Consider the following 23,718-nt stretch of genomic DNA (forward strand, 5'->3'; position numbering starts at 1 on the left):
AGGCGGGTGAGGCAGCCCTCCGCTGCCCCACCCGCCGTTCCCGTGGGGGCCGTTACCCGATGTGGTACGGGTCGCCGTACACCTTCCAGTCGAGCGGGGTGTCCAGGCTCAGGTTCCCCTTCTTCAGGAAGACCCGCTGCTCGGTGTCGACGCGGCTGGTGTCGCTGTGTGCCTCCTCCTGCTTCATCGCCCACACCCGGGCGTCCAGGAACGCGTTCAGGTACGTCGTCTCGTTGCCGCCCTGCGACGGCGGCTTGGCCTTGGCGAGCGCCTTCTTGCGGATGGAGCTGAAGCTGGTGGGGTCGCTTCCGTCGCCGTGCATCACGATGGCGTCGTAGTAGATGAACTGCCCGAGCGTGCCGACCCCGTCGGACTTGCCCTGGCTGACGGCCGGGTTGAAGTACACCCGGTCCCGCTCGTCGTTCTGGGCCTCCTTGAAGGCGGTCTCCGAGGCGGCGGTCTTCCAGTCCTTGGTGAAGCCCGGGTCGAGCCCCTTGTGCGAGTCGGTCCCGTTGACCTTCTCCAGGGCCGGCAGGTACTTCGCGAGGACGTTGCCGGGGTTGCGCGCGGTGTAGAGCTTGACGAGGTCGAGCATGTCGCCGGTACCGGAACAGAATCCGATGATGCCGGCGGTGTAGCCGCGCCCGTCCTTGATGTCCTCGATGTACTTGTACTGCGCCTTCCAGTTCAGCGAGGAGTTCTCCGCACTGGAGACGAGCTGCATGGCTATGTCCTTCTTCGCCGGGTCGTCGAGCCCGGTCGCGGCGGCGTTGTTCACCGTCGCATTGTCCGCTGTCGCGACGGCCGGGTTCTCGGCGGCGTAGGCCGTGACCGGCACCGCGAGGAGCGCGGTGCCGAGCAGGGCGCGTACGGCGATCTTGGTGCGGCGTGCGGTGGTCTTGCGGTGGGGGGTGTGCACCTGGACCTCCAAAAGGAGTTGGTCGCTCCGGTGTTCTGTTAGGAAACTTTCCTACCATTGTCGTGAAGCGGCCGTACACCCCTGCGGCACAAGGAAGTTGAAGTGTCCGGACACCGGGGCGCCCTGTCGCGGTCACCGAACGGGGCCTGGACAAGGGGGAGTTGGAGGGACGCCCGGAAAGGTCCGGCGGGTCGTCGTGCCGACCGGATGCGCGCCGGACGAACCGGGGGTGCGCAGGGGCGGGGCCTCGGCGCTCATCCCGGGCCTCCTCGCCCCGGTCGCGCACGGACGGTCGCCGGGCCGACCGGCCGAGGCGCCGCTCGCGGGCGCGCGGGGCGGGGCTCCCCGGGTAGAGTGACGGGCTGCTGTCACCGCATGTCAGAGGAGTCCCGCACGTTGTCCGAGCACCCCGAGCCGGCCGCTCCGGCCCCCGGCGCGACCCGGCTCGCCCTCGTCTCCGACTGCGGCAGCTGCTTCGGCCTGTGCTGCGTCGCCCTCGCCTACGCGAAGTCCGCGGACTTCGCGATCGACAAGCCGGCCGGAAAGCCCTGCCCGAACCTCCAGCAGGACTTCCGCTGCGGCATCCACCGCGAGCTGCGCACGAGCGGCTTCCAGGGCTGCACGGTGTACGACTGCTTCGGCGCCGGCCAGAAGGTCTCCCAGCAGACCTTCGAGGGCCGCGACTGGCGTACGGCGCCCGAAACCGCCGCGTCGATGTTCGCGGTCTTCCCGGTGATGCGCCAGCTCCACGAGCTGCTCTGGTACGTCACCGAAGCGCTCGCCCTGCCGAAGGCGGGGCCCGTCCACGCCGAGCTGCGCGCCGCGCTGGAGGAGACCGAGGCGTTCACGGCACTGGCCCCCGAGGCGCTGGCAGGGCTGGACGTGCCCGCCCACCGGGGCCGGGTCAACCAGCTCCTGCTGCGGGCGAGCGAGCTGGTCAGGGCCGACTTCAAGGGCAGGAAGAAGGACCGGCGCGGCGCCGACCTGATGGGCGCCAGGCTGAAGGGCGCCGATCTGCGCGGCGCGAACCTGCGGGGCGCCTTCCTGATCGCCGCCGATCTGCGCGGCGCCGACCTGCGCCTGGCCGACCTGATCGGCGCGGACTTCCGCGACGCGCGGCTGGCCGGCGCCGACCTCACCGAGGCGTTCTTCCTCACCCAGGCCCAGCTGAACGCGGCGAAGGGCGACGCGACGACCAAGCTCCCGCCGTCGCTGACCCGGCCCGCCCACTGGTAGCCGCCCAGGGCGTCGCCGCGGGCGGTCGGCGCCCGGCCGGGGCCGGGAGCTAGGGCGTCCAGCCCGGGTCCCGGCCGCTCATGCCGATGAGGCGGTCGAGCGGCGGAGCGTCGGCCGGGACGTCGACGGCCGGGCCGAAGGCGTCGCCGCGGGAGGCGGGGTCGTCCTTCGACGGGGCGAGGAACGCGTAGGAGACCTCCAGGTCGGCCGGGGCGGGCCGGTAGGCCTGACCGGTGGCCCGGGCCACGTCCCAGGCGTGGACCACGAGCTCGTCGAGGGCGACGCACCCGGCGACCGAGGCGGGCAGGGTGAGACCGCCGGCCTGGGTGGTGCCCGCCCACGCCGCCGGGTCCCGCCAGGCGGCGGCCATCGCGGCCAGGGCGAGGGGCAGCGAGCCGCGCCAGTCGGCGGGCAGCTCGGGCGGGCGGGTGCTGCTCGGGGCGGTGCCGGTGGTCGGGCCGAGGTTCTTGCGGGCGGCGTCCTGGAAGGCGACGCTGAGCCCCGCGATGTGGGCGAGCAGGTCGCGCAGGGTGTACTCGGGACAGGGCGTGGGGCCCTTCAGCTGATCGTCGCGTACGCCTGCGAGAAGGCGGGTCAGCTCGGCCGCCGCGTGGCCGAGGTCGGGCAGGGGTGCGGGGGCGTTCGTGTCGCTGCTCATGCAGGGAAGACGGCGCGCGGACCGGAAACTCATCGCCCGGCGCCCCGCGCGTTCGCCCGTCGTCCGGCCGGGGCGGTCACCGAACAGGTCGTCGCCCTACCCCCGCTCAGCGCGTACGGCGGGGCCGACCGTGCTTCAGGCGAGCTTGCGGCCGCCGAACGCGCCCGATCCGTCCGCCTGTTGCCACCACTTCTCCAGGCCCGGCCCGTCCATGGCGCGCCAGTCCGGGCTCTCCTGGACGAGCCCGCGACCCAGGCTGCGGCCGAGGTCGACCATGGTGCGCCCGACCGCCGAGCGACCGGCGTCGTAGGCGGCCAGCGCCTCGGGCCAGCTCGCGGCCGATGTCAGCGCGGACTCCAGGGCGGTCGCGTCCTGGAGCGCCTTGACCGCGCCGCCGCCGGTGTGCGGGCGGGCCACCGTGGCGGCGTCCCCGGCCAGCACGAGCCGGCCGACCGCGTACCGGGGCGCGGTGAAGTCGTACATCGGCTGGACGAAGAGCTCCTCCGGCGCCGTCAGGTGCATCAACCGGCCCCAGTAGGGTGCGAGTTGGGTGTCCGCGATCTCCAGGGCCCGGGCCCGGAGCGCGTCGGTGAGGGTGCCGGGCGGCAGGCTGGTGGGGGAGTCCAGCGGCAGTCCGTGATCGGCCGGCGGGGCCCCGTACAGCACCCAGTTCACGCGGTGGCCGCCCCGGCCGTCCGGGATCCGGTAGATGATCGCGTGCCCGCCCGCGAAGACGGCGTACACGCAGTCCTCCACCGGCCACAGGCCGGAATCGGGGAGCCGCTCGGCGGGGAAGGCGCCGCGCCAGGCGAGATAGCCCGCGTAGGCCGGGCCCACCTCGGGGCAGGCGGCGGTGCGGACCACCGAGCGGTAGCCGTCCGCGCCCACGACGAAGTCGAACCGCTCGGTGCCGCCCCCGGCCGTGCTCAACCGCACCTCGTGCCCGGTGACATCGAGCCGGTCGACCGCCGTGCCCGCGCGGAACTCCACCGACTGAGGCACCCGGGCCCGCAGTTCGCGCCAGAGCGGGCCCCAGTTGTAGGTGCGGAAGGGGAACGGCAGCGCCCCGACCAGACGGCCGAGCGGGGCCGCGCCGTCGCGAACGTACCAACTGCGCCGGGTGAGTTGGATCCACGGCATCGACGCGTCCACGTACCCGGCCGCCTCCAGTTCGGCGTAGCGGACGTTGTGCATCGCGAGCCCCACCCCGCGGTCGGCCAGCTGCCCCGCGGCCCGCTCGTACACCGTGATCCCCTCGGCGCCCCCGCGGTGCGCGGCCAGTGCCGCGGCGCACCCCGCGACGCTCCCGCCCACGACGGCCACTCGCCCTCCACGCATCCCCAGCGTCCTCGCATTCTCGTCAGGGGTGCCGAGCCCCCCGGCCCGGCGGACGTCCCCCGCCGGATTGTCGCAGCAAGGCGCGGACCGCGCAGGGGGCGTGGGGAGGGGGCACTCGGGCGATCACGGGATGCGCCGCCGTGCCCCGCGTGGTCCATTGAGTCCCATGGACGCGGACCAGGACCTGCGAGCGAGGGTCGACGCACTGATGGACGGGCTGCGGGCAGACCTGGAACGGCTGGCCCGCATCCCCTCCATCGCCTTCCCGGGCTTCCCTCCCGAACCGGTGCGCCAGGCGCACGACCTGGTGGTGGAGCTGCTGCGGGGCGCCGGTGTCGAGCGCATCGAACGGCTCGACCTGCCCGGTACCGCCCCCGTCGTCTATGCCGAGATCCCGCCGCCGCACCCGGCCGCCCCGACGGTGCTGCTGTACGGCCACTACGACGTCCAGCCGCCCGGCGATCCCGCGCTGTGGCTCTCGCCGCCCTTCGAGCCGACCCCGGTCGAGGGCGGACTGCGGGCGCGGGGCATCGCGGACGACAAGGCCAACGTCCTCGTCCACGTGGGCATGCTGCGGGCGTACGGCGGCCGCCCGCCCACCGGCATCAAGATCGTGATCGAGGGCCAGGAGGAGTACGGCAGCGCCTTCGACGACTATCCGCCCACCGATCCCGAACGCTTCGCCTGCGACGCCATGGTCATCGCGGACATGGGCAACATCCGCCCCGGCTCACCCACCCTCACCACCGGGCTGCGCGGCGCCTGCGAGGTGGTCGTCGAGGTGCGCACCCTGGCCGAGGCGCGGCACAGCGGAGAGTTCGGCGGCGCGGCGCCCGACGCCCTGCTCGTGCTGCTGCACGCCCTCGCCACCCTCCACGACGCCGGGGGCGACGTGGCCGTCGCGGGGCTGCGCCGTGAGGAGTGGTCCGGCACCTCGTACACCGACGCGGAGTTCCGCGAGCTCGCGGCCGTCTGCGAGGGGGTGCCGCTCCTGGGCACCGGGAGCCTCGGCGAACGCCTGTGGAGCGGGCCGGCCGTCACCGTCATCGGCCTGGACGCCCCGACCGTCGACCACGCCGCGTCCGCGGTGGTCCCCTACGCCCGCGCCAAGCTGAACCTCCGCGTCCATCCGCAGCAGGATCCGAAGGAGGCGCAGGGCAGGCTGGTCGCCCATCTGGAGGCACTGCGTCCCTTCGGCATCGCGCTCACCGTCACCGCGGGCGACGCCGGGCCCGGCTTCGAGCCCGCGACCGGCGGCCCCGCCTACCGCGCGGCGCTCACCGCGCTGCGCGAGGGCTGGGGCGCGGAGCCCGCCTTCGCGGCGAGCGGCGGCTCGATCCCCCTGGTCAACGGGCTCGCGAAGGCGGCGCCCGGGGCGGAGGTGCTGCTCTTCGGGGCGCAGGACAGCATGTGCGCCCTGCACGCCCCGAACGAACGCGTCCTCTTCTCCGAGCTGCGCGGCGCCGTGATCGCGGAGGCGGCCTTCCTGCGGGAGTACGCGGCGGCGTTCGGAGCCGGGGCGTGACGGCGCCGGCCCCGTCCGCGGTGCCGCCCCCGGACCCGCCCTTCGAGGAGCCGCCGGCCAAGAGCGGAGGACTGCGCTTCCCGAGTGCGCTGACGATCCTCGCGATCGTCACGCTGGCCGTGTGGGTCCTCGCGTTCGTCATCCCGTCCGGCGCGTACGACCGCAACGACAAGGGGGCGCCGGTCGAGGGCACCTACCACCGGGTCGACAACGGCCAGAGCTTCACGGACCGCCTGGGCGACCTCTTCCTCTCCCCGGTCAACGGCCTGTACGGCGTCCAGGACGCCAAGTCGGGCCGGGTCGGCCCCACGATGGCCGGTGAACTGTACGGCAGCGCCGGGGTGTTCCTCTTCGTCCTGGCCATCGGCGCGTTCATCACCGTGGTCTTCAGGACCGGCGCGCTCGACCGCGGGATCGGTCTGCTCGCGCACCGGCTGCGCGAGCGCGGCGCGCTGCTCATCGCGGGCGTGATGACGGTCTTCTCGGTGCTCGGCACGGTCGAGGGCTTCGCGGAGGAGACCCTCGGCTTCTACGGACTGATCGTGCCGCTGATGCTGGCGCTCGGCTACGACCGGCTGGTGGCGACCGGCACCATCATCGTGGGCGCGGGCATCGGTGTGCTGTGCTCGACGGTCAACCCGTTCGCGACGGGCGTCGCGTCCTCGGCGGCCGGGATCTCCCTGGGCGACGGCATCGTCCTGCGCTTCGTGATGTGGGCGGTCCTCACGGCGGTGTCGATCCTGTACGTGGTCCGTTACGGGCGGCGCGTGCAGCGGGACCCGTCGAAGTCCCTCACGGGTTTCCTGCCGGGAGACCTGGACCACCGGGAAGCGGCGGCGCCGTCGGCGGACGCCGGCGACGAGCCCCGGTCAGCACCGGAAGGGGCCTCGCCGGCGGGTCCGGCGGACCAACCCCCGGAGCTGACCCGGACCCACCGACTGGTCCTCGCCCTCCTCGCCCTCGTCTTCGCCTTCATGATCTTCTCGGTGGTGCCGTGGTCCAGCGCGCTGACGGGCAGGGCTGACGCGACCCCGTACGGCTGGGAACTGGGCTGGTCCTTCCCGCAGTTGGCGGCCCTGTTCCTGGTGGCCGCGGTCCTGGTGGGGGTGGCGGCCCGGCTCGGCGAGGCCGCACTGAGCTCGACGATCATCCAGGGAGCCGCCGACTTCATCTCCCCGGCGCTCGTCATCGTGCTGGCCCGCGGCGTCACGGTCATCATGAACAACGCGCAGATCACGGACACGGTGCTGCATTCGATCGAGGGCGTGGTGAAGGGCGCCCCGTCCACGCTGTTCGCGGTGATCGTCTTCGTGGTGAACCTTCCGCTGGCCTTCCTGATCCCCTCGACCTCGGGCCACGCGACCCTCGCGATGCCGATCCTGGCCCCGCTGGCCGACTTCGCGGGCGTCTCGCGCGCGGTGGTGGTGACCGCCTGGCAGGCGGCGAGCGGCTGGATGAACCTGTGGGTCCCCACGACCGCCGTCACCATCGGCGGCGTGGCCCTGGCGAAGGTCGGCTACAACAAGTACCTGCGCTTCGTGGCGCCGCTGCTCGCCATCCTGTTCATCCTGGTCTGCGCGTTCGTGGCGGCGGGCGCGGCCCTGACGTGACACGGCTGGGCCCCCGGTGCTGTGCGGTACCGGGGGTCCAGCCGGAGAGTCCGACCAGGTTGGTCAGCCGACGAGTTGCTCGTAGGCCGGGAGGGTCAGGAAGTCGGCGTAGTCGGCGTCCAGGGAGACCTTCAGGAGGAGGTCGTGGGCCTGCTGCCACTTGCCGGCGGCGAAGGCCTCCTCGCCGATCTCCGCGCGGATCGCGGCGAGTTCCTCGGCCGCGACCTTGCGGGCGAGGTCTGCCGTGGCCTTCTCACCGTTCTCGAAGACCACCCCGGCGTTGATCCACTGCCAGATCTGCGAGCGCGAGATCTCGGCGGTGGCCGCGTCCTCCATGAGGTTGAAGATGGCGACCGCGCCGAGGCCGCGCAGCCACGCCTCGATGTAGCGGGTGCCGACCTGGACGGCCGAGACCAGGCCCGCGTAGGTGGGCTTGGCGTCGAGGGAGTCGATGGCGATCAGGTCGCCGGGGGCCACCGAGACGTCCTCGCGCAGCCGGTCCTTCTGGTTCGGCTTGTCGCCGAGGACCGCGTCGAAGGAGGCCATCGCGATCGGGACCAGGTCGGGGTGGGCCACCCACGAGCCGTCGAAGCCGTCGCCCGCCTCGCGGTCCTTGTCGGCCTTGACCTTCTCGAAGGCGACCTTGTTCACCTCGGCGTCCCGGCGCGAGGGGATGAACGCGGCCATGCCGCCGATCGCGTGCGCGCCGCGCTTGTGGCAGGTGCGGACCAGGAGCTCGGTGTAGGCGCGCATGAAGGGCGCCGTCATCGTCACCGCGTTGCGGTCCGGCAGGACGAACTTCTCGCCGCCGTCGCGGAAGTTCTTCACGATGGAGAAGAGGTAGTCCCAGCGGCCCGCGTTCAGGCCCGCCGCGTGGTCCTTGAGCTCGAAGAGGATCTCTTCCATCTCGTACGCGGCCGTGATCGTCTCGATCAGGACGGTGGCGCGGACGGTGCCCTGCGGGATGCCCACGTAGTCCTGCGCGAAGACGAAGATGTCGTTCCAGAGGCGGGCCTCCAGGTACGACTCCGTCTTGGGGAGGTAGAAGTACGGGCCCTTGCCGAGGTCGATCAGGCGCTGGGCGTTGTGGAAGAAGTACAGGCCGAAGTCGACGAGCGCGCCGGGGACCGGGCGGCCGTCGAACTGGAGGTGGCGCTCCTCCAGGTGCCAGCCACGCGGGCGCATGACGACGGTCGCGAGCTGGTCGGCGTCCTTGAGGGCGTACGACTTGCCGGACTTCGCGTCGGTGAAGTCGATGCGGCGTTCGTACGCGTCGATCAGATTGAGCTGGCCGAGGACGACGTTCTCCCAGGTGGGAGCCGAGGCGTCCTCGAAGTCGGCGAGCCAGACCTTCGCGCCCGAGTTCAGGGCGTTGATGGTCATCTTGCGGTCGGTCGGACCGGTGATCTCCACGCGGCGGTCGTTCAGCGCGGCCGGGGCCGGCGCCACCTTCCAGTCGGCCGCGCGGATCTCGGCCGTCTCGGGGCGGAAGTCGAGCGTGGAGGTGCGGGCGATTTCGGCCCGGCGGTCCTGGCGGCGGGTGAGGAGCTCGTCACGGCGGGCCGTGAAGTTCCGGTGCAGCTCGGCCACGAAGGCGAGGGCCGCGTCGGTGAGTACCTCCTCCTGCCGGGGCAGGGGCTCGGCATCGACGATGGCCAGCGGGGACGGCGCTGGTGCGGACATGAGCTGTCACTCCTTCGCGGGCGGTGCCCTGACGGCCGCCGGGTCACCCAACATGGCACTCAGTGCCAGGGCTCCGAGATACGACTGCGGGCGCCGGCTGATCTGACGGGCGCTTCTGAACAGTGGATACTAGTTTCCTCATGGTGGAAGTTCAATGGTTTGTTGATGTCGAGATTCTCCGGGTCGACAGACCATGGCGCTGGGTGCCACCCCGTTCACTCCACGTCTCCACCGGACTCCACGCCCTTCCTGTGTACTCCACATCTAGGCGAGACGGCCCAGATCCGCCTCCGTGTCGATGTCGTACGGCTCCGCCACGTCCCCGCACTCGACCAGGACGATCTCACTCTCATGGGCCTTCAGATAGGCGCGGGCACCGCGGTCGCCGGTCGCGCTCGTCGCGATGTCCGCCCAGCGGCCCGCGCCGAACAGCACCGGATGGCCGCGCTTGCCGTCGTACGAGGCGGCCGCGAGCGCATCGCCCGAACGGTGGGCGGCGAGCACCCGGGCCACCGCCTCGGCGCCGATGCCGGGCTGGTCCACCAGCGAGACCAGCGCCGCCCCCGGCCCGCCTTCGGCGCCGGGGTCCGACGTGGCCAGCGCCTCCAGGCCGGCCCGCAGCGAGGAGCCCATCCCCTCGGACCAGTCCGGATTGTCGACCAGCACGCAGCCCGCCAGGTCCGCGCGGGCCCGCACCTCGTCGGCGGCGGCTCCGAGCACCACGTACACGGTGCGGCAGCCGCCCTCGCGCAGCACCCGGACCGCGTTCTCCACCAGCGGACGGCCCCGGTGCGGCAGCAGCGCCTTGGGGCGGCCGCCGAGCCGCCGGCCGCCGCCCGCCGCGAGCAGCAGCCCTGTGACCTGTGCGGCATTTGTCATCGGTTGTGTCATGGCCCCAGATATACCCAATGCTTCTGCCGAATTCCGTCCGCGCAGTGGCGCACGGCACACCGCATGGCGTTAACTGACCCGCGAATCCCGGCAGTTGACCTTCGCTGCGCGGGTTCTCAACACCTGCACAAGGACGTGCGTGGGGGAGGGCTTTTGTTGCGAGGCGTGGAGCAGAGGGCCGTGGCGGGCAGTGGTGAGGACCCCAGGGTGAGCGAGTTGCGGGCGGCCGTGTCGCGGCTGCGCCGGGAGCTGGCCGGTCATCCGGCGGAGTTTCCCGACCGGGCCGTGGCCGAGGACGAGCTGGCCGCGCTGGACGCGATGGCGATCAGTGGCGTCCCGGAGGTTCCCCGGCTGCGCCGCTCGCTGCTGTTGATCGCGGGCTCGATCGGCTCGGTCAGCGCGCTGGCGGCCGCGGTGAGTGACGTACGCAAGGCGGTCGAGTTGTTCGGCGAGCCGCCGGGCCGCACCTGAGCGGCCGCCCCGGGGCCCCGGCGTGAACTTCCGCCCCGCCAGGGCGGGTTCACGCCACCCAGTGCGGGCGGTTCTGCTCGCCGATGACGGCGGGCAGGCCCGCGTCCAGGGTGGCGGCCAGGCGGCGGACCGCCTCCTCCGCTCGCTCCGGCTCGTGCACGAAGGGGATGCGCAGCCGGTGTTCGTGGGTGCCGGGATCGGCGGCGAAGCGCGAACCCGGCTGGAGGTTCACCCCGTGGGCCAGGGCCGCCTGGGCCAGCACCCCCGCGACCGGCCGGCCCAGATCGACCCAGAGGCAGAGCCCGCCGGCCGGCGACTGCCAGCGCCACTCGGGGAGATGGCGGGCCAGGGACGCGGCCAGCGCGTCGCGCCGCTCGCGCAGCTGCGGCAGCCGGGTGCGCAGGACGTCGTCCATGCCGGGCAGCAGCGTCTTGGCGAGCACCTGGTCGACGAGCGAGGGCGCCAGGTCCACATGGATGCGCAGCGCGGCCAGCTCGTTGACGAGCCGGGAGCTCGCCCGCACCCAGCCGGTGCGCAGCCCGCCCCAGTGCGTCTTGCTGAGCGAGCCGACCGTGACGATCTGCTCGGACTCGCCCTGGTGGGCGAGGGACACGAAGGGCGCCGGAGCCGGGCCCTCCAGGGACATCTCGGCCATGGTCTCGTCGATGAGCAGCCAGGTGCCCGTCGCCCGGGCCGCGCGCAGCAGCCGGGTGCGCTGCTCGGTGCTCATCAGGGCGCCGGTCGGGTTCTGAAAGTCCGGGATGAGGTAGGCGAGCCGGGGCGCGGTCTGGCGCAGGGTGCACTCCAGGAGCTCGATGTCCCAGCCGTCCTCGGTCACGGGCACGGGGGTGATCCTCAGCCCCGCGTGGCGCACCGCGTCGAGGGCGTTGGGATACGAGGGGCTCTCCACGAGGGCCCGGTCGCCCGGCCGCCCGAGGAGGTTCACCACCAGCGACACCGCGGACTGGGCGCCCGTGGTGATCAGGATCTGCTCGGGCAGGGTGGGCAGGCCGCGCCGGGTGTAGCGCTCGGCGACGGCGGCGCGCAGTTCGGGCAGGCCGAGCGGGTGGTAGCCGTTGGTGGCGGCGTGGCAGGCCACTTCCGGCCCGGCCAGTGCGTAGGCCGCGGCCAGCTCCGCCGCGGGGGCGGCGGGTGAGGCCATCGCCAGGTCGATGACGCCGTCGGGCGCCTGATAGCGGGCCACATTGGCCGGGGTCGTGCCCTCGGGCAGCTCGGTCCAGGTGCCCGAGCCGCGTCGGCTGAGCGCGTAGCCCCCCTCGCGCAGCAGGTCGTACGCCGCCGTGATGGTGGCCCGGCTGACCTCCAGGGCGGTGGCGAGCTCACGCTCGGCGGGCAGCCGGGTGTGCAGCGGGATGCGGCCGTCCAGGAGCAGTGAGCGCACGCCCTGGGCGAGTGCGCGGTAGCCGGGGCGCGGGCCCGTGATGGCGGTGACCTGACCGGCGAGCTGACGGCTGCCCAGCGTGCGGGCGGTGCTGCTCACGGTGTCCACGGACCGGACCACCCGCATGCCTGCCATACCAACCTCCGTGAATTGGCCCTGCCTTCCAGGCCAATCAGCGTACAGACTCGGATTCTGTCAGCGCATTGGCCTGCACGCAGGGGCCGAGAAGGGTGAGTTGTCATGGAACGCGATGTGGCGGTCACGGACCGGTTCGAGCGGGAGATGCAGCGGCGTCGCGAGGAGGGCCCGCGCGGCGTCTCGCTGCTCCGCTTCCGCGGCCTTCGACGGCTGCGCAAGGGGCGCGCGAAGTGACCGGGGGCCGCGTGGTGGTGGGCGTCAGCGGGTCGCTCGGCAGCCTCGCCGCGCTGCGGACGGCGGTCGACGAGGCCCGCCGCGGCGGCCGCGCACTGCTGGTCGTCACCGCCTGGGAGCCGCCGGAGGGCGAGTTCCTCTTCGCACGCAACCCGGACGCCGCGTGGGCCGCCCACCACGAGGGGCTGGCCCGCGAGACGCTGGACCGCGCCGTCGAGCAGGCCCTGGGCGCCCTGCCCGAGGACGTGCCTGTGCGCAGGCTCGTCGTCCGGGGCAGGGCGGGACGGGTGCTGTGCGCGCTGGCCGCGCGGCCCGAGGACCTGCTCGTCATCGGCGCGCGGCCGGGTGCGCGGCGGGCGCCGGTGCGCCGCCACGTCCACCAGCACGCGCGCGCCGCCGTCCTGACGGCGCCGGCGCCCCCGCTGCCGCGGCGCGCGGCGCGAGCCCTGCGGCACGCGAGGGCCGAGGACTTCGCCCTGCACGGGTGAGGAGAGCGGGGGCCGGACCGTACGGGGGACGGCCCGGCCCCGCGATCGCCCGGCCGCGCCGCGGTCGTCGTCCGGGACGGGCGCGAGGGTTCAGCCTGGCTGGCGGATCAGGCGGCGCGCGCTCGCGGCGGCGACCGCCGCCGTGCGCGAGTCCACGCCCAACTTCGCGTAGATGTGGACCAGATGGGACTTGACGGTGGCCTGGCTGAGGAACAGCCGCTTGCTGATCTGCTGGTTGGAGAGCCCGTCGCCGACCAGCTGGAGGACCTCCAGCTCGCGCCGCGTCAGCGCCTCCGCGGGCGTGCGCATCCGGTCCATCAACCGGTGTGCCACCGCGGGGGCGAGCGCCGACTGGCCCGCGGCCGCGGTGCGGACCGCCGCCGCCAGCTCCTCCGGCGGGGCGTCCTTGAGCAGATAGCCCGCCGCGCCCGCCTCCACCGCGGCCAGGATGTCCGCGTCGGTGTCATAGGTGGTGAGCACCAGGACACGCGGGGCGCCCGGGCGGGCGGTGATGGCCGCCGTCGCCTGCGCGCCGTGCATCCCGGCGCCGAACTGGAGGTCCATCAGGACCACGTCGTACGCGCCGGAGGAGGCCAGCTCCACCGCGCGCTCGGCGGTGGCGGCCTCCCCGGCCACCGCGAAGTCCGGCTCGGTGTCGAGGACCGCGCGCAGCCCCGCCCGCACGATGGGATGGTCGTCGGCGAGGAGCAGCCGGATCGGCGCCGCGCTCACCGGGCGCCCGCCACGGGCAGCGGCAGCGTGATCGCGACGGCCGTGCCCTGGCCCGGCGCGGACTCCACGCTCAGGGTGCCGCCGAGCGACTGGGCCCGCGAGCGCATCGCGGGCAGGCCGAAGCCGCCGCTCTCCCGCGGGCGGCGGTCCGCCGGGTCGAACCCGCGCCCGTCGTCCACGACGTCCAGGGCCACCGAGGTCTCCATGAAGCTGAGGGTGATCTCGGCGCGGTCCGCCCCCGCGTGCTGCACGGTGTTGGCGAGCGCCGACTGGGCGATGCGCAGGAGCGCCACCTCGTACGGGGTCGGCAGCGCGACCGGGGTGCCGCTCACGCCGAACTGCACGGCCGGGCCGGGGGCCGCCGCGCACAGCCGCTCCAGGGCGCCGGACAGCGAGCCGTGCTCCAGGTCGGGCGGGGTGAGCGCCTGCACGAAGCGGCGGGCCTCGGCCAGGTTGTCCTGGGCCGCGCGGCGGGCCTGCTCGACGTGGTCGCGGGCCGGGTCGCCGGCGGGCAGCGCGCGTTCGGCCGCGCGCAGCAGCAGCTGGATCGAGGAGAGGCCCTGGGCGAGCGTGTCGTGGATCTCGCGGGCCAGCCGCTCGCGCTCGGCGAGGGTGCCGGCCGTGCGCTCGGCCTCGGCGAGCTCGGCCCGCGTCGCCACCAGCTCGTCGATCAGCTCGCGGCGCCGCTCGCTCTCGCGGTACAGCGCGTCGTACCCGAGCACGGTCGCCACGGCGACCGCCGCGCCGAGCAGCGGCCCTATGAAGGCTCCCGGCGTGACCTGCTGCCCGTGCAGCAGGAAGCTCGCGATGGCCGCGCCCGCCGTCGCGAGCACGGCGGGCAGCGCCCAGCGCAGCGGCAGCAGGTGGAGCAGCAGGAAGTAGAGCGGGAAGGCGGCCCACAGCGCGTCGGGGGAGAGCGCGAGCAGCAGCAGCCAGGACGCGCCGAGCGCCCCGAGCCACAGCGCGGCCGCCGGGGACCGCGGCCGCACCGCGGGCAGGGCGACGCCCACCGCGTACACCGCGGCCATCAGGACGACCGCCCCGAAAACGGCCCCCGGATGCGGCGCGCCACCGCCCGCGGCGCGTACCGCGGAGAGCGCGAGCAGCCCGCCGAGCAGCGCGTGCAGGCACAGCCGCAGCAGGGCGGCGACGGGGGTGTGGGGGCGTGCGGGATCCATAGGACTTCCAGCGTACGGGCCCGCCGGGCGGCCCCGGTCAACCGAAAGTTTGATGTGCGGATGCATCCTTCGATCCGCGGACGCATGCCCGGGCGCGATGTGCCCCGGACCCCCGGAGACCAGGCTTGAGCCCATGTTCGTCGCATGGAGAGACCTCCGGTTCGCCAAGGGCCGGTTCGCGCTGATGGGTACGGTCGTGGTGCTCATCACCCTGCTGGTGGGGCTGCTTTCCGGGCTCACCGCCGGGCTGGCCAGGGACAACACCTCGGCCGTCAGCGCGCTGCCCGCCGACCGGCTCGCCTTCGCCGCGCCGCCCTCCGGGCAGTCGGCGTCCTTCACCAACTCCGTGGTGCCGAGCGGCACTTGGCACCGGTGGCAGCAGGCGCCGGGAGTCGAGGAGGCCCAGCCGATCGGCATCTCCACGCTGAACGCGAAGGCGGGCGAGCACACGGCCGCGGTGTCCTCGTTCGCGGTACCGGCGGGGTCCGGCCTGGCCCCGTCCGCGGTACGCGCCGGGTCCGTCGTCCTCTCGCACGGCGCGGCCGGGGACCTGCGCGCGAAGGCGGGCGACCGTCTGACGCTGGGCGGCCGGACGCTGACCGTGTCGGCGGTGGAGGGCGAGGACTCCTACAGCCACACCCCCGTGGTGTGGACGGCGCTGGCCGACGACGCGCCCGCCACCGTCGTCGCGCTCACCCTCGACGGCGGCGCGGACCTCGCGGCCACCGACCGACGGCTCGGCACCGAGAGCCTGACGCTCTCCGACGCGCTCTCCGCGCTGCCCTCCTACCAGGCCGAGAACGGCTCGCTCCAGCTCATGCGCGGCTTCCTCTTCGTCATCTCGGCGCTGGTCGTCGGCGCGTTCTTCACCGTCTGGACGATCCAGCGCAGCGGCGACATCGCCGTACTGAAGGCGCTCGGCGCCTCGACGCCCCATCTCCTCAAGGACGCGCTCGGCCAGGCCGTCGTGATGCTGACGGCGGGCACGCTGCTCGGCACCGGGCTCGCCTCGCTCGCCGGGGGGCTCGTCGGCGGCGCGGTGCCCTTCGTGCTCGACCCCGCCACCACGCTCGCCCCGGCCGCCGTGCTCATCGTGCTCGGCGTGATCGGCGCCGCCCTGTCCATCCGGCGCATCACCGCCGTCGACCCGCTGACCGCGCTCGGGAGTGCCCGGTGAACCCCTCCACACTTGTCCTCGACGACATCACCCTGACCTACGCCGACGGCGAAGGACGCCTCACCGCCCTGGACGCGGTCTCGCTCGCGGTCGGCGCCGGCACGGTGACGGCCTGCGTCGGCCCCTCCGGATCCGGCAAGTCCAGCCTCCTCGCGGTCGCCGCGACCCTGGTGACCCCGGACAGCGGGCGCGTCGTGGTGGCCGGGACCGACACCGCCGGGCTCGGCCCCGGCGAGAAGGCGGCGCTGCGCCGCGACTCCATCGGCATCGTCTTCCAGCAGCCCAACCTGCTGCCCTCGCTGACCGCGGCCGAGCAGCTCCAGGTGATGGCCCACCTCGCGGGCCGCAGGCCGCGCGAGGCGCGCGGGCGCGCCCTGGAACTCCTGGCCGCCGTCGGTCTCGGCGACCAGGCCCACCGCCGCCCCCACCAGCTCTCCGGCGGCCAGCGCCAGCGCGTCAACATCGCCCGCGCCCTCATGAACGAGCCCGCGGTGCTCCTGGTCGACGAGCCGACCAGCGCCCTCGACCACGAGCGCGGTGCCGCGGTACTCGACCTCCTGCTCACGCTCACCCGCGACCGCGGCACGGCCACCGTCCTGGTCACCCACGACCGCGCCCACCTGGAGCGGATGGATGCCGTGGTGACCATGGCCGACGGGCGGCTCAGCGAGGCGCGGGCGGTCGCGGGCTGAGCCCCCGGGGGGCGACCGCGGCACACTCTTGGCCGGCGCATGGGGGGCTCCATACCGCCCGTGCGCCGGGGGTTCACCTGCGCGGCGACGGCGGTACACAGGGCGCCACTACTCATGAGCGCGCACCCCCCGCACCCCGGTTCCATCAACGTCAGGGGATACCTGTGAACCGCCCGCTCCTCCGGCTGGCCGCGACCTTCGGCGCCGCCGGCGCGCTCGCCGGAACGACCGTGCTGCACGCCGACGCCACCCCGGCGCGCCCGCACCGCGTCGCCGCCCAGCACGTCCTGCTCATCTCCGTGGACGGACTGCACCAGGCCGACCTCGACCGCTACACCGCCCGGCACCCGCACTCCGCGCTGGCCCGGCTCGCGCACGGCGGTGTGCAGTACACCCACGCGAGCACCACCACGCCCTCGGACTCCTTCCCCGGCATGACCGCCCAGGTCACCGGCGGCGGCCCGGGCACCACCGGGGTCTACTACGACGACTCCTACGACCGCACCCTGCTCCCGGCCGGCACCACCGACTGCGCGAAGGCCGTGCCGGGCGCCGAGGTCGACCTCACCGAGGACCTCGACAAGGACAAGTCGGCCCTCGACGCGGGCCAGGGCCTGACCGGACTGCCGGGCAGCATCCTGCGCATGACCGGCAACCCGGGCACGCTGCTCAACCCGGCCGCGCTGCCCGTCGACCCGAAGACGTGCAAGCCGCTCGCCCCGCACTCCTACCTGCGCGTCAACACCGTCTTCGACGTGGCCCGCCGGGCGGGGCTGCGCACGGCCTGGTCGGACAAACACGCGGCGTACGACATCCTGCAGGGGCCCTCGGGCCAGGGCATCCAGGACCTCTTCACGCCCGAGATCAACTCCGACGCCACCGGCTATGCCAAGGGCACCGACTGGACGAAGGACAACAAGGCCACGCGCCAGTACGACGACTACAAGGTCCAGGCCGTCCGCAACGAGATCGACGGCTACGACCACAGCCGCGGCCACCGCACCGGCACCCCGGCCGTCTTCGGCCTCAACTTCCAGTCCGTATCGACCGCGCAGAAGCTGCCCGCCTCCGACGGTCTCAAGGGCGGGTACACGGCCAAGGGCGTTCCCGGGCCGCTGGTCGAGGCGAGCATCGACTTCGTCGACTCCGAACTCGGCTCGCTGGTCGCCGAGCTCAAGGCCCGCCACCTCGACACCAGCACGACCGTCATCCTGTCCGCCAAGCACGGCCAGTCGCCCACCGACCCGGCCGCGCTGACCCGGATCGACGACGCCCCGCTGCTCGCCGGTCTCGACGCGGCGTGGAAGAAGGCCCACCCCGGCGCGGGTCCCCTCGTCGCGCACTCCGCGGACGACGACGGCATGATGCTGTGGCTCACCGACCACTCGCAGGCCGCCGCCGACTTCGCCAAGGCCTACCTCCTGGCCCAGCACGGCACCGGCACCGACATCGACGCCAAGCCGAAGCCCTTCACCGCGTCCGGCCTGACCAAGGGGTACGCGGGCCGGGAAGCCGCGCGCTACTTCGGTGTGCGGACGGGCGACGCCCGGGTCCCCGACGTCTTCGGCATCGCCCGCGAGGGCGTCGTCTACACCGGCGGCACCAAGAAGATCGCCGAGCACGGCGGCGCCAACGCCGACGACCTCGACGTCCCGCTGGTCGTCTCCGGTGCGGGCACCCCGGCCGGGGTGCGCGAGGAGGGCCGCGTCCACACCACGCAGATCGCGCCCACCATCCTGGCCCTGCTGGGCCTGGACCCGCGGGACCTGCAGGCCGTACGCCGTGAGCACACCCGCGTGCTGCCCGTGCGCTGAAACACCGGTGGGCCCCCTGCCGCGACGGCGACAGGGGGCCCACCGAAGGCGACTCAGGCCTGGGCGCCCGTGTTGGCCAGGGCCGTCGAGAGCTCCTGGGCGATGCCCTGGAGGATCGGGACGATCCGGTCCGTGGCCGCCTCGGTGACCCGGCCGGCCGGACCCGAGATCGAAATGGCCGCGGCGGTGGGGGAGTTGGGGACCGACACCGCGAGGCAGCGGACTCCTATCTCCTGCTCGTTGTCGTCCACCGCGTACCCGGCGCGCCGCACCTGCTCCAGGGCGTCCAGGAAACCGTCCGCCGTGGTGATCGTCTTCTCCGTCGCGGCCGGCATGCCGGTGCGGGCGAGCAGGGCGCGGACCTCCTCCGGCGGGGTGTGCGCGAGCAGCGCCTTGCCCACGCCCGTGGAGTGCGGCAGGACCCGGCGGCCGACCTCGGTGAACATCCGCATGGAGTGCTTGGAGGGCACCTGCGCGACGTAGACGATCTCGTCGCCGTCGAGGAGCGCCATGTTCGCGGTCTCGCCGGTCTCCTCGACGAGGCGGGTCAGATACGGCCGCGCCCACGTGCCGAGCAGCCGCGAGGCGGACTCGCCGAGCCGGATCAGGCGGGGGCCGAGCGCGTAGCGCCGGTTGGCCTGCTGGCGGACGTAGCCGCAGGCCACGAGCGTACGCATCAGGCGGTGGATGGTCGGCAGGGGAAGGCCGCTGCTCGCGGAGAGCTCGCTGAGGCCGACCTCGCCCCCGGCGTCGGCCATCCGCTCCAGGAGATCGAAGGCGCGCTCGAGGGACTGGACGCCTCCGGTGGCGGGGGAGGTTTTGGAGGCGTCGGTGGTGCTGGCGCTTGACGTCGGCACGGCGCGTTCCTTTCGATGCTGGCAGGCGAAGGAGCAGACTACCGGGCGGTTGTCCGTCCTACCCTGGACGGGGCAGGTGTCCTCGCCGGTCAGAGCGGGTTTGTCCGTTCGTCGGCGGCACTGCGTGGCGATACCTACATTCTGCTTGGTGGAATTCTAATTCCATTCTGTGGAAACCTCCAAGACTCCCCCCGTGTCGGCCGTCACTCGTCGGCCACCCTTGACGGCTTCCTCGGCGAGCGCGCAAACTCCTTCAACAGATCGTTGAATTCCGGTGTACGGAAGAATCCGCTGGGAAGTGAGGGCTCGGGTGTCCGACGTCAACCTGGTACTGCGCTCGACGCGCGTCATCACCCCCGAGGGGACGCGCCCGGCGACGGTCGCCGTCGCCGGCGGGAAGATCGCGGACGTACTGCCGTACGAGGCCGAGGTCCCGGCCGGCGCGCGCCTGGAGGACTTCGGTGACGACGTGCTGCTGCCCGGCATCGTCGACACCCATGTGCACGTGAACGACCCCGGCCGCACCGAGTGGGAGGGCTTCTGGACCGCCACCCGAGCGGCCGCCGCCGGGGGCATCACGACCCTGATCGACATGCCGCTCAACTCGCTGCCCCCGACCACCACGGTCGAGAACCTGCGCGTCAAGCAGGAGGTCGCCGCGAGCAAGGCGCACATCGACACCGGCTTCTGGGGCGGCGCGCTGCCCGACAACGTCAAGGACCTGGGGCCGCTGCACGAGGCGGGCGTCTTCGGCTTCAAGGCGTTCCTCTCGCCGTCCGGCGTCGAGGAGTTCCCCGAACTGGACCAGAAGCAGCTGGAGCGCTCGCTCGCCGAGATCGCCGGGTTCGACGGGCTGATGATCATCCACGCCGAGGACCCGCACGAGCTCGACGCCGCCCCGCACCTCACCGGGCCCAAGTACGCCGACTACCTGGCGACCCGGCCGCGCGTCTCGGAGAACACCGCGATCGAGGGCCTGATCAACGCGGCCAAGCGGGTCGGCGCCCGCGTCCACGTGCTGCACCTGTCGTCCTCGGACGCGCTGCCGCTGATCGCCGCCGCCAAGCGCGAGGGCGTCAGGCTCACCGTCGAGACCTGCCCGCACTACCTCACCCTGACCGCCGAGGAAGTCCCGGACGGGGCGAGCGAGTTCAAGTGCTGCCCGCCGATCCGTGAGGCCGCCAATCAGGACCTGCTGTGGGCGGCGCTGGCCGACGGGACCATCGACTGCGTCGTCACCGACCACTCGCCGTCCACCGCCGACCTCAAGACCGACGACTTCGCGACCGCCTGGGGTGGCATCTCCGGCCTCCAGCTCAGCCTCCCCGCGATCTGGACCGAGGCCCGCAAGCGTGGCCACAGCCTGGAGGACGTGGTGCGCTGGATGTCGACCGCGACCGCGAACCTGGTGGGGCTGACCCAGAAGGGCGCCATCGAGGCCGGCCGCGACGCCGACTTCGCGGTGCTCGCCCCCGACGAGACCTTCACCGTGGACCCGGCCGAGCTCCAGCACCGCAACCGCGTCACCGCCTACGCGGGCAAGACGCTGCACGGCGTCGTCAGGTCGACCTGGCTGCGCGGCGAGCGCATCCAGCACGACGGCGTCATCGCCGAGCCCACCGGCCGCCTGCTCGAAAGGAACAACTGACACCGTGAGCACCCTTCCCTCCTTCACCGGTGACGCCAGCCCCTTCGGCGGCGGCGACCCGTACGCGGACTACCGCACCGCCGACTTCGCCTTCACGCGGTACGTCGACCTCGCCGACCGGCGCCTGGGCGCGGGTGTGATCGCCGCCAACGACGAGTTCTTCGCCGAGCGCGAGAACCTCCTCAAGCCCGAGGCCGCCGAGTTCGACCCCGAGCACTTCGGCCACAAGGGCAAGATCATGGACGGCTGGGAGACCCGGCGCCGCCGCGGCGTCTCGGCCGAGCAGCCGCACCCCACCGACGAGGACCACGACTGGGCGCTCATCCGCCTGGGCGCGCCCGGCGTGGTGCGCGGCGTCGTCGTCGACACCGCCCACTTCCGCGGCAACTACCCGCAGGCCGTCTCCGTCGAGGCCACCTCGGTGCCGGGCTCCCCCTCGCCCGAGGAGCTGCTCGCGCCGGACGTGAAGTGGACAACGCTCGTGCCCCGTACGGCGGTTGGCGGCCACGCGGCCAACGGCTTCGCGGTCGACGTCGAGCAGCGCTTCACGCACCTGCGCCTGAACCAGCACCCCGACGGTGGCGTGGCCCGCCTGCGGGTCCACGGCGAGATAGCCCCCGACCCGCGCTGGCTGGCCGCCCTCGGCACCTTCGACCTCGCGGCCCTGGAGAACGGCGGCCAGGTCGAGGACGCCTCGGACCGCTTCTACTCGCCCGCCACCAACACCATCCAGCCGGGCCGCTCCCGCAAGATGGACGACGGCTGGGAGACCCGGCGCCGCCGCGACAAGGGCAACGACTGGATCCGCTACCAGCTGGCGGCCCAGTCGGAGATCCGCGCGGTCGAGATCGACACGGCGTACCTCAAGGGCAACTCGGCGGGCTGGGCGGCGCTCTCGGTGCGCGACGGCGCCTCGGGGGAGTGGGCTGAGGTCCTGCCGCGCACCCGCCTCCAGCCCGACACCAACCACCGCTTCGTCCTGGACGCCCCCGCCGTGGGCACCCACGTACGGATCGACATCTTCCCCGACGGCGGCATCTCGCGGCTGCGCCTCTTCGGCTCCCTGACGGCCGAGGGCGCCGCGCGGCTGACCGCCCGCCACCAGGAACTGGGCGGCTGAGCCGGCCCGATCCCCACAGCAGGGCGGCACGACACCCGCCCGCGCGCGAGGCATCCCGACCCGACAGCACCGGGGTGCCTCGCGCTTTCCCCTGCGCGCTAGGCCGCGTAGCCCCCGTCCACCGAGAGCTCGGCGCCCGTCACATACGACGCCTCCTCGCTCGCCAGGTACGCCACGATCGAGGCGACCTCGTCGGCCGTTCCGTACCGCCCGAGCGAGGTCATCGCGGCCTGGTCCGCGGCGGACGGCCCGTCCGCCGGGTTCATGTCGGTGTCGACGGGGCCCGGGTGGACGACTGTCGCGTTGATCCCCCGCGCGCCGAGCTCGCGCGCCAGCGCCCTGGTGAGCCCGATGAGGGCCGACTTGCTCAGGGTGTACAGCACACCGCCGGGCCCCGGCGCGTGCTGGGTCAGGCACGAGCCGATCGTGATGATCCGTCCGCCGCGCGGCATGCGGGCCGCGGCGGCCTGGGCGGCGAGAAAGACGCCGCGCACGTTCACCGCGAGCACCCGGTCGACGTCCGCGAGGCTCAGCTGGTCGAGCGGGGCGAGCACGCCCACACCCGCGTTGTTGACCAGCACGTCGAGGCCGCCGAGCGCCCCGGCCGCCCGCTCGACGCCCTCCACGGCGTCCGCCGCCAGGGCCTGGTCCGCGCGCAGCGCGATCCCGCGCCGCCCCATCGCCTCGATCTTCGCGACGACCTCCCTGGCCCCCTCCTCGCCCCGGACGTAGGTGACGGCGACATCGGCGCCCTGCTGGGCCAGGCGCAGCGCGGTAGCGGCGCCGATGCCCCGGCTGCCGCCCGTGACCAGGGCCTTCTTGCCGTTGAGCGAGTTCATCGTGAGGTCCTTTCCTTCGGCGCGTCCGGTGCGGTCCGCCCGGAGCGGCTGTTGTTGCGGCTTCAAGCAAAGCCGTCACCGGACCCCCGTGCTGGCGGCCATCGGACACCGAGTCCCGCTGCCGGAACCTGGCACTCGGTGTCGTACGTTGACCCCCGGCAAGCACCCCGCACCCGTCAGGAGACCGCCGTGACCCTTCGGCAAGAGATCGTCGGCAACGCCATGCAGATGGCCGTCGTGAACCTCACTCCCGGCCAGACCGTCTACTGCGAGGCCGGGAAGTTCCTCTTCAAGACAGCCAACGTGTCGATGGAGACCCGGCTGTCCGGACCCGACCGGGGCGGGCGCGACCAGGCGGGCCAGGGCGGTGGCGGCATGGGCGGCATGCTGCGCCAGGCCATGGGCACCGCGATGCAGGTCGGCCAGCGCGCACTGGCCGGCGAGTCGCTCGCCTTCCAGTACTTCACCTCCACCGGCGGCGAGGGCACCGTCGGCTTCGCGGGCGTGCTGCCGGGCGAGATGCGCGCCCTCGAACTCACCGGGAACCGGGCCTGGTTCGCCGAGAAGGACGCCTTCGTGGCCGCCGAGTCCACCGTCGACTTCGGCATCGCCTTCCAGGGCGGCCGCACCGGCATGAGCGGCGGCGAGGGCTTCATCCTGGAGAAGTTCACCGGCACCGGCACCGTGATCATCTGCGGCGCGGGCAACTTCATCGACCTCAACCCGGCCGACTTCGGCGGCCGCATCGAGGTCGACACGGGCTGCATCGTCGCCTTCGAGGAGGGCATCGAGTACGGCGTGCAGCGCATCGGCGGCCTCAACCGCCAGGGCCTGATGAACGCCGTCTTCGGCGGCGAGGGCCTCTCGCTCGCCACCCTGGAGGGCGACGGCCGCGTCATCCTCCAGTCGCTCACCATCGAAGGCCTGGCCAACGCCCTGAAGAAGGCGCAGGGCGGCGACAAGCAGGGCCCCACCGGCGGCCTGTTCTCCACGCACGCGGGATGACGCGCCGCGAGGGCGATGAGTTCCGCGGGAGCGCGCGGTCTGAGCTGGTGTGACCGGCGCGGC

22 protein-coding genes are annotated in these 23,718 nt (G+C 73.3%); 12 read left to right on the forward strand and 10 right to left on the reverse strand.

The window, feature by feature from the left end:
• Nucleotides 1–52: 52 nt before the first annotated feature.
• Nucleotides 53–919: a chitosanase gene (locus tag DT019_RS08850; RefSeq protein WP_114036514.1), complete on the reverse strand. Its 867-nt coding sequence runs from the start codon at nt 917–919 to the stop codon at nt 53–55.
• 375 nt (nt 920–1,294) lie between these two features.
• Between DT019_RS08850 and DT019_RS08855 the strand changes: the two genes are divergently transcribed.
• On the forward strand, nt 1,295–2,155 hold the full coding sequence (locus DT019_RS08855; protein WP_114036157.1) for a pentapeptide repeat-containing protein: 861 nt from the start codon (nt 1,295–1,297) through the stop codon (nt 2,153–2,155).
• Nucleotides 2,156–2,204: 49 nt separating this feature from the next.
• Here the strand turns inward: DT019_RS08855 and DT019_RS08860 are convergent, their stop codons facing one another.
• A complete protein-coding gene (locus tag DT019_RS08860) occupies nt 2,205–2,813 on the reverse strand; it encodes a TIGR03086 family metal-binding protein (protein ID WP_114036158.1) in 609 nt (202 codons plus the stop codon).
• Between the two features lie 135 nt (nt 2,814–2,948).
• A complete protein-coding gene (locus DT019_RS08865; RefSeq protein ID WP_114036159.1) occupies nt 2,949–4,151 on the reverse strand; it encodes an FAD-dependent monooxygenase in 1,203 nt (400 codons plus the stop codon).
• 166 nt (nt 4,152–4,317) lie between these two features.
• On the opposite strand from DT019_RS08865, the gene DT019_RS08870 reads away from it, so the two are divergent.
• Nucleotides 4,318–5,676: a M20/M25/M40 family metallo-hydrolase gene (locus DT019_RS08870; RefSeq protein WP_114036160.1), complete on the forward strand. Its 1,359-nt coding sequence runs from the start codon at nt 4,318–4,320 to the stop codon at nt 5,674–5,676.
• A gap of 20 nt (nt 5,677–5,696) precedes the next feature.
• On the forward strand, nt 5,697–7,286 hold the full coding sequence (locus tag DT019_RS08875) for a YfcC family protein (protein ID WP_114036515.1): 1,590 nt from the start codon (nt 5,697–5,699) through the stop codon (nt 7,284–7,286).
• A gap of 63 nt (nt 7,287–7,349) precedes the next feature.
• Here DT019_RS08875 and aceB read toward each other — a convergent pair whose 3' ends face one another.
• The gene (gene aceB / locus DT019_RS08880; protein ID WP_114036161.1) at nt 7,350–8,969 is read right to left on the reverse strand and encodes a malate synthase A; all 1,620 of its coding nucleotides are present in this window, start codon (nt 8,967–8,969) and stop codon (nt 7,350–7,352) included.
• 264 nt (nt 8,970–9,233) lie between these two features.
• Nucleotides 9,234–9,848 (reverse strand): NTP transferase domain-containing protein, encoded by a 615-nt coding sequence (locus tag DT019_RS08885; RefSeq protein WP_114036162.1) that lies wholly within the window; start codon nt 9,846–9,848, stop codon nt 9,234–9,236.
• A gap of 165 nt (nt 9,849–10,013) precedes the next feature.
• Between DT019_RS08885 and DT019_RS08890 the strand changes: the two genes are divergently transcribed.
• Nucleotides 10,014–10,331 carry a DUF5955 family protein gene (locus DT019_RS08890; RefSeq protein ID WP_114036163.1) on the forward strand — a complete coding sequence of 106 codons (318 nt, stop codon included), beginning with the start codon at nt 10,014–10,016 and terminating at the stop codon, nt 10,329–10,331.
• A 49-nt stretch (nt 10,332–10,380) separates the two neighbouring features.
• Here DT019_RS08890 and DT019_RS08895 read toward each other — a convergent pair whose 3' ends face one another.
• Nucleotides 10,381–11,868: a PLP-dependent aminotransferase family protein gene (locus DT019_RS08895; RefSeq protein WP_114036164.1), complete on the reverse strand. Its 1,488-nt coding sequence runs from the start codon at nt 11,866–11,868 to the stop codon at nt 10,381–10,383.
• A 105-nt stretch (nt 11,869–11,973) separates the two neighbouring features.
• Between DT019_RS08895 and DT019_RS40710 the strand changes: the two genes are divergently transcribed.
• Entirely contained in the window at nt 11,974–12,105 is a 132-nt protein-coding gene (locus DT019_RS40710; protein WP_262985318.1) for a hypothetical protein, read from the forward strand.
• Nucleotides 12,102–12,593, forward strand: coding sequence for a universal stress protein (locus DT019_RS08900; protein ID WP_189389342.1), 492 nt, complete (start codon nt 12,102–12,104; stop codon nt 12,591–12,593). The genes DT019_RS40710 and DT019_RS08900 overlap by 4 nt, the downstream gene beginning before the upstream one ends.
• 90 nt (nt 12,594–12,683) lie before the next feature.
• On the opposite strand, the gene DT019_RS08905 is transcribed toward DT019_RS08900, so the two are convergent.
• Nucleotides 12,684–13,325: a response regulator gene (locus DT019_RS08905; protein WP_114036166.1), complete on the reverse strand. Its 642-nt coding sequence runs from the start codon at nt 13,323–13,325 to the stop codon at nt 12,684–12,686.
• Entirely contained in the window at nt 13,322–14,503 is a 1,182-nt protein-coding gene (locus tag DT019_RS08910; protein ID WP_114036167.1) for a sensor histidine kinase, read from the reverse strand. Before DT019_RS08910 ends, DT019_RS08905 begins: the two co-directional genes overlap by 4 nt.
• 133 nt (nt 14,504–14,636) lie before the next feature.
• Here DT019_RS08910 and DT019_RS08915 point away from each other — a divergent pair, with 133 nt between their 5' ends.
• From DT019_RS08915 to DT019_RS08925, 3 genes are all read left to right on the forward strand, one after another.
• Entirely contained in the window at nt 14,637–15,680 is a 1,044-nt protein-coding gene (locus DT019_RS08915) for an ABC transporter permease (RefSeq protein ID WP_114036168.1), read from the forward strand.
• Entirely contained in the window at nt 15,677–16,372 is a 696-nt protein-coding gene (locus DT019_RS08920; protein WP_114036169.1) for an ABC transporter ATP-binding protein, read from the forward strand. The genes DT019_RS08915 and DT019_RS08920 overlap by 4 nt, the downstream gene beginning before the upstream one ends.
• Nucleotides 16,373–16,536: 164 nt before the next feature.
• The gene (locus DT019_RS08925; protein WP_223279363.1) at nt 16,537–18,186 is read left to right on the forward strand and encodes an alkaline phosphatase family protein; all 1,650 of its coding nucleotides are present in this window, start codon (nt 16,537–16,539) and stop codon (nt 18,184–18,186) included.
• Nucleotides 18,187–18,239: 53 nt separating this feature from the next.
• Here the strand turns inward: DT019_RS08925 and DT019_RS08930 are convergent, their stop codons facing one another.
• Nucleotides 18,240–19,043 (reverse strand): IclR family transcriptional regulator, encoded by an 804-nt coding sequence (locus DT019_RS08930; protein ID WP_114036170.1) that lies wholly within the window; start codon nt 19,041–19,043, stop codon nt 18,240–18,242.
• A gap of 310 nt (nt 19,044–19,353) precedes the next feature.
• Here DT019_RS08930 and allB point away from each other — a divergent pair, with 310 nt between their 5' ends.
• On the forward strand, nt 19,354–20,691 hold the full coding sequence (allB, locus tag DT019_RS08935) for an allantoinase AllB (RefSeq protein ID WP_114036171.1): 1,338 nt from the start codon (nt 19,354–19,356) through the stop codon (nt 20,689–20,691).
• Between the two features lie 4 nt (nt 20,692–20,695).
• Nucleotides 20,696–21,811: an allantoicase gene (gene alc, locus DT019_RS08940; RefSeq protein ID WP_114036172.1), complete on the forward strand. Its 1,116-nt coding sequence runs from the start codon at nt 20,696–20,698 to the stop codon at nt 21,809–21,811.
• Nucleotides 21,812–21,909: 98 nt separating this feature from the next.
• Here the strand turns inward: alc and DT019_RS08945 are convergent, their stop codons facing one another.
• Nucleotides 21,910–22,650, reverse strand: coding sequence for an SDR family oxidoreductase (locus DT019_RS08945; RefSeq protein WP_114036173.1), 741 nt, complete (start codon nt 22,648–22,650; stop codon nt 21,910–21,912).
• Nucleotides 22,651–22,839: 189 nt separating this feature from the next.
• On the opposite strand from DT019_RS08945, the gene DT019_RS08950 reads away from it, so the two are divergent.
• Entirely contained in the window at nt 22,840–23,655 is an 816-nt protein-coding gene (locus DT019_RS08950) for an AIM24 family protein (protein WP_114036174.1), read from the forward strand.
• Nucleotides 23,656–23,718: the final 63 nt, after the last annotated feature.

Source organism: Streptomyces sp. SDr-06, assembly GCF_003324565.1.
In the GTDB taxonomy this organism is placed as follows: domain Bacteria; phylum Actinomycetota; class Actinomycetes; order Streptomycetales; family Streptomycetaceae; genus Streptomyces.

What these genes read in the sequence shown, in the direction of transcription:
- DT019_RS08855 (WP_114036157.1), top strand. Translation starts at nt 1,295, where the DNA reads ATGTCAGAGGAGTCCCGCACGTTGTCCGAGCACCCCGAGCCGGCCGCT.
- aceB (WP_114036161.1), bottom strand. Translation starts at nt 8,969, where the DNA reads ATGTCCGCACCAGCGCCGTCCCCGCTGGCCATCGTCGATGCCGAGCCC.
- DT019_RS40710 (WP_262985318.1), top strand. Translation starts at nt 11,974, where the DNA reads ATGGAACGCGATGTGGCGGTCACGGACCGGTTCGAGCGGGAGATGCAG.
- DT019_RS08870 (WP_114036160.1), top strand. Translation starts at nt 4,318, where the DNA reads ATGGACGCGGACCAGGACCTGCGAGCGAGGGTCGACGCACTGATGGAC.
- DT019_RS08910 (WP_114036167.1), bottom strand. Translation starts at nt 14,503, where the DNA reads ATGGATCCCGCACGCCCCCACACCCCCGTCGCCGCCCTGCTGCGGCTG.
- DT019_RS08860 (WP_114036158.1), bottom strand. Translation starts at nt 2,813, where the DNA reads ATGAGCAGCGACACGAACGCCCCCGCACCCCTGCCCGACCTCGGCCAC.
- DT019_RS08945 (WP_114036173.1), bottom strand. Translation starts at nt 22,650, where the DNA reads ATGAACTCGCTCAACGGCAAGAAGGCCCTGGTCACGGGCGGCAGCCGG.
- DT019_RS08895 (WP_114036164.1), bottom strand. Translation starts at nt 11,868, where the DNA reads ATGGCAGGCATGCGGGTGGTCCGGTCCGTGGACACCGTGAGCAGCACC.
- DT019_RS08865 (WP_114036159.1), bottom strand. Translation starts at nt 4,151, where the DNA reads ATGCGTGGAGGGCGAGTGGCCGTCGTGGGCGGGAGCGTCGCGGGGTGC.
- DT019_RS08915 (WP_114036168.1), top strand. Translation starts at nt 14,637, where the DNA reads ATGTTCGTCGCATGGAGAGACCTCCGGTTCGCCAAGGGCCGGTTCGCG.
- DT019_RS08885 (WP_114036162.1), bottom strand. Translation starts at nt 9,848, where the DNA reads ATGACAAATGCCGCACAGGTCACAGGGCTGCTGCTCGCGGCGGGCGGC.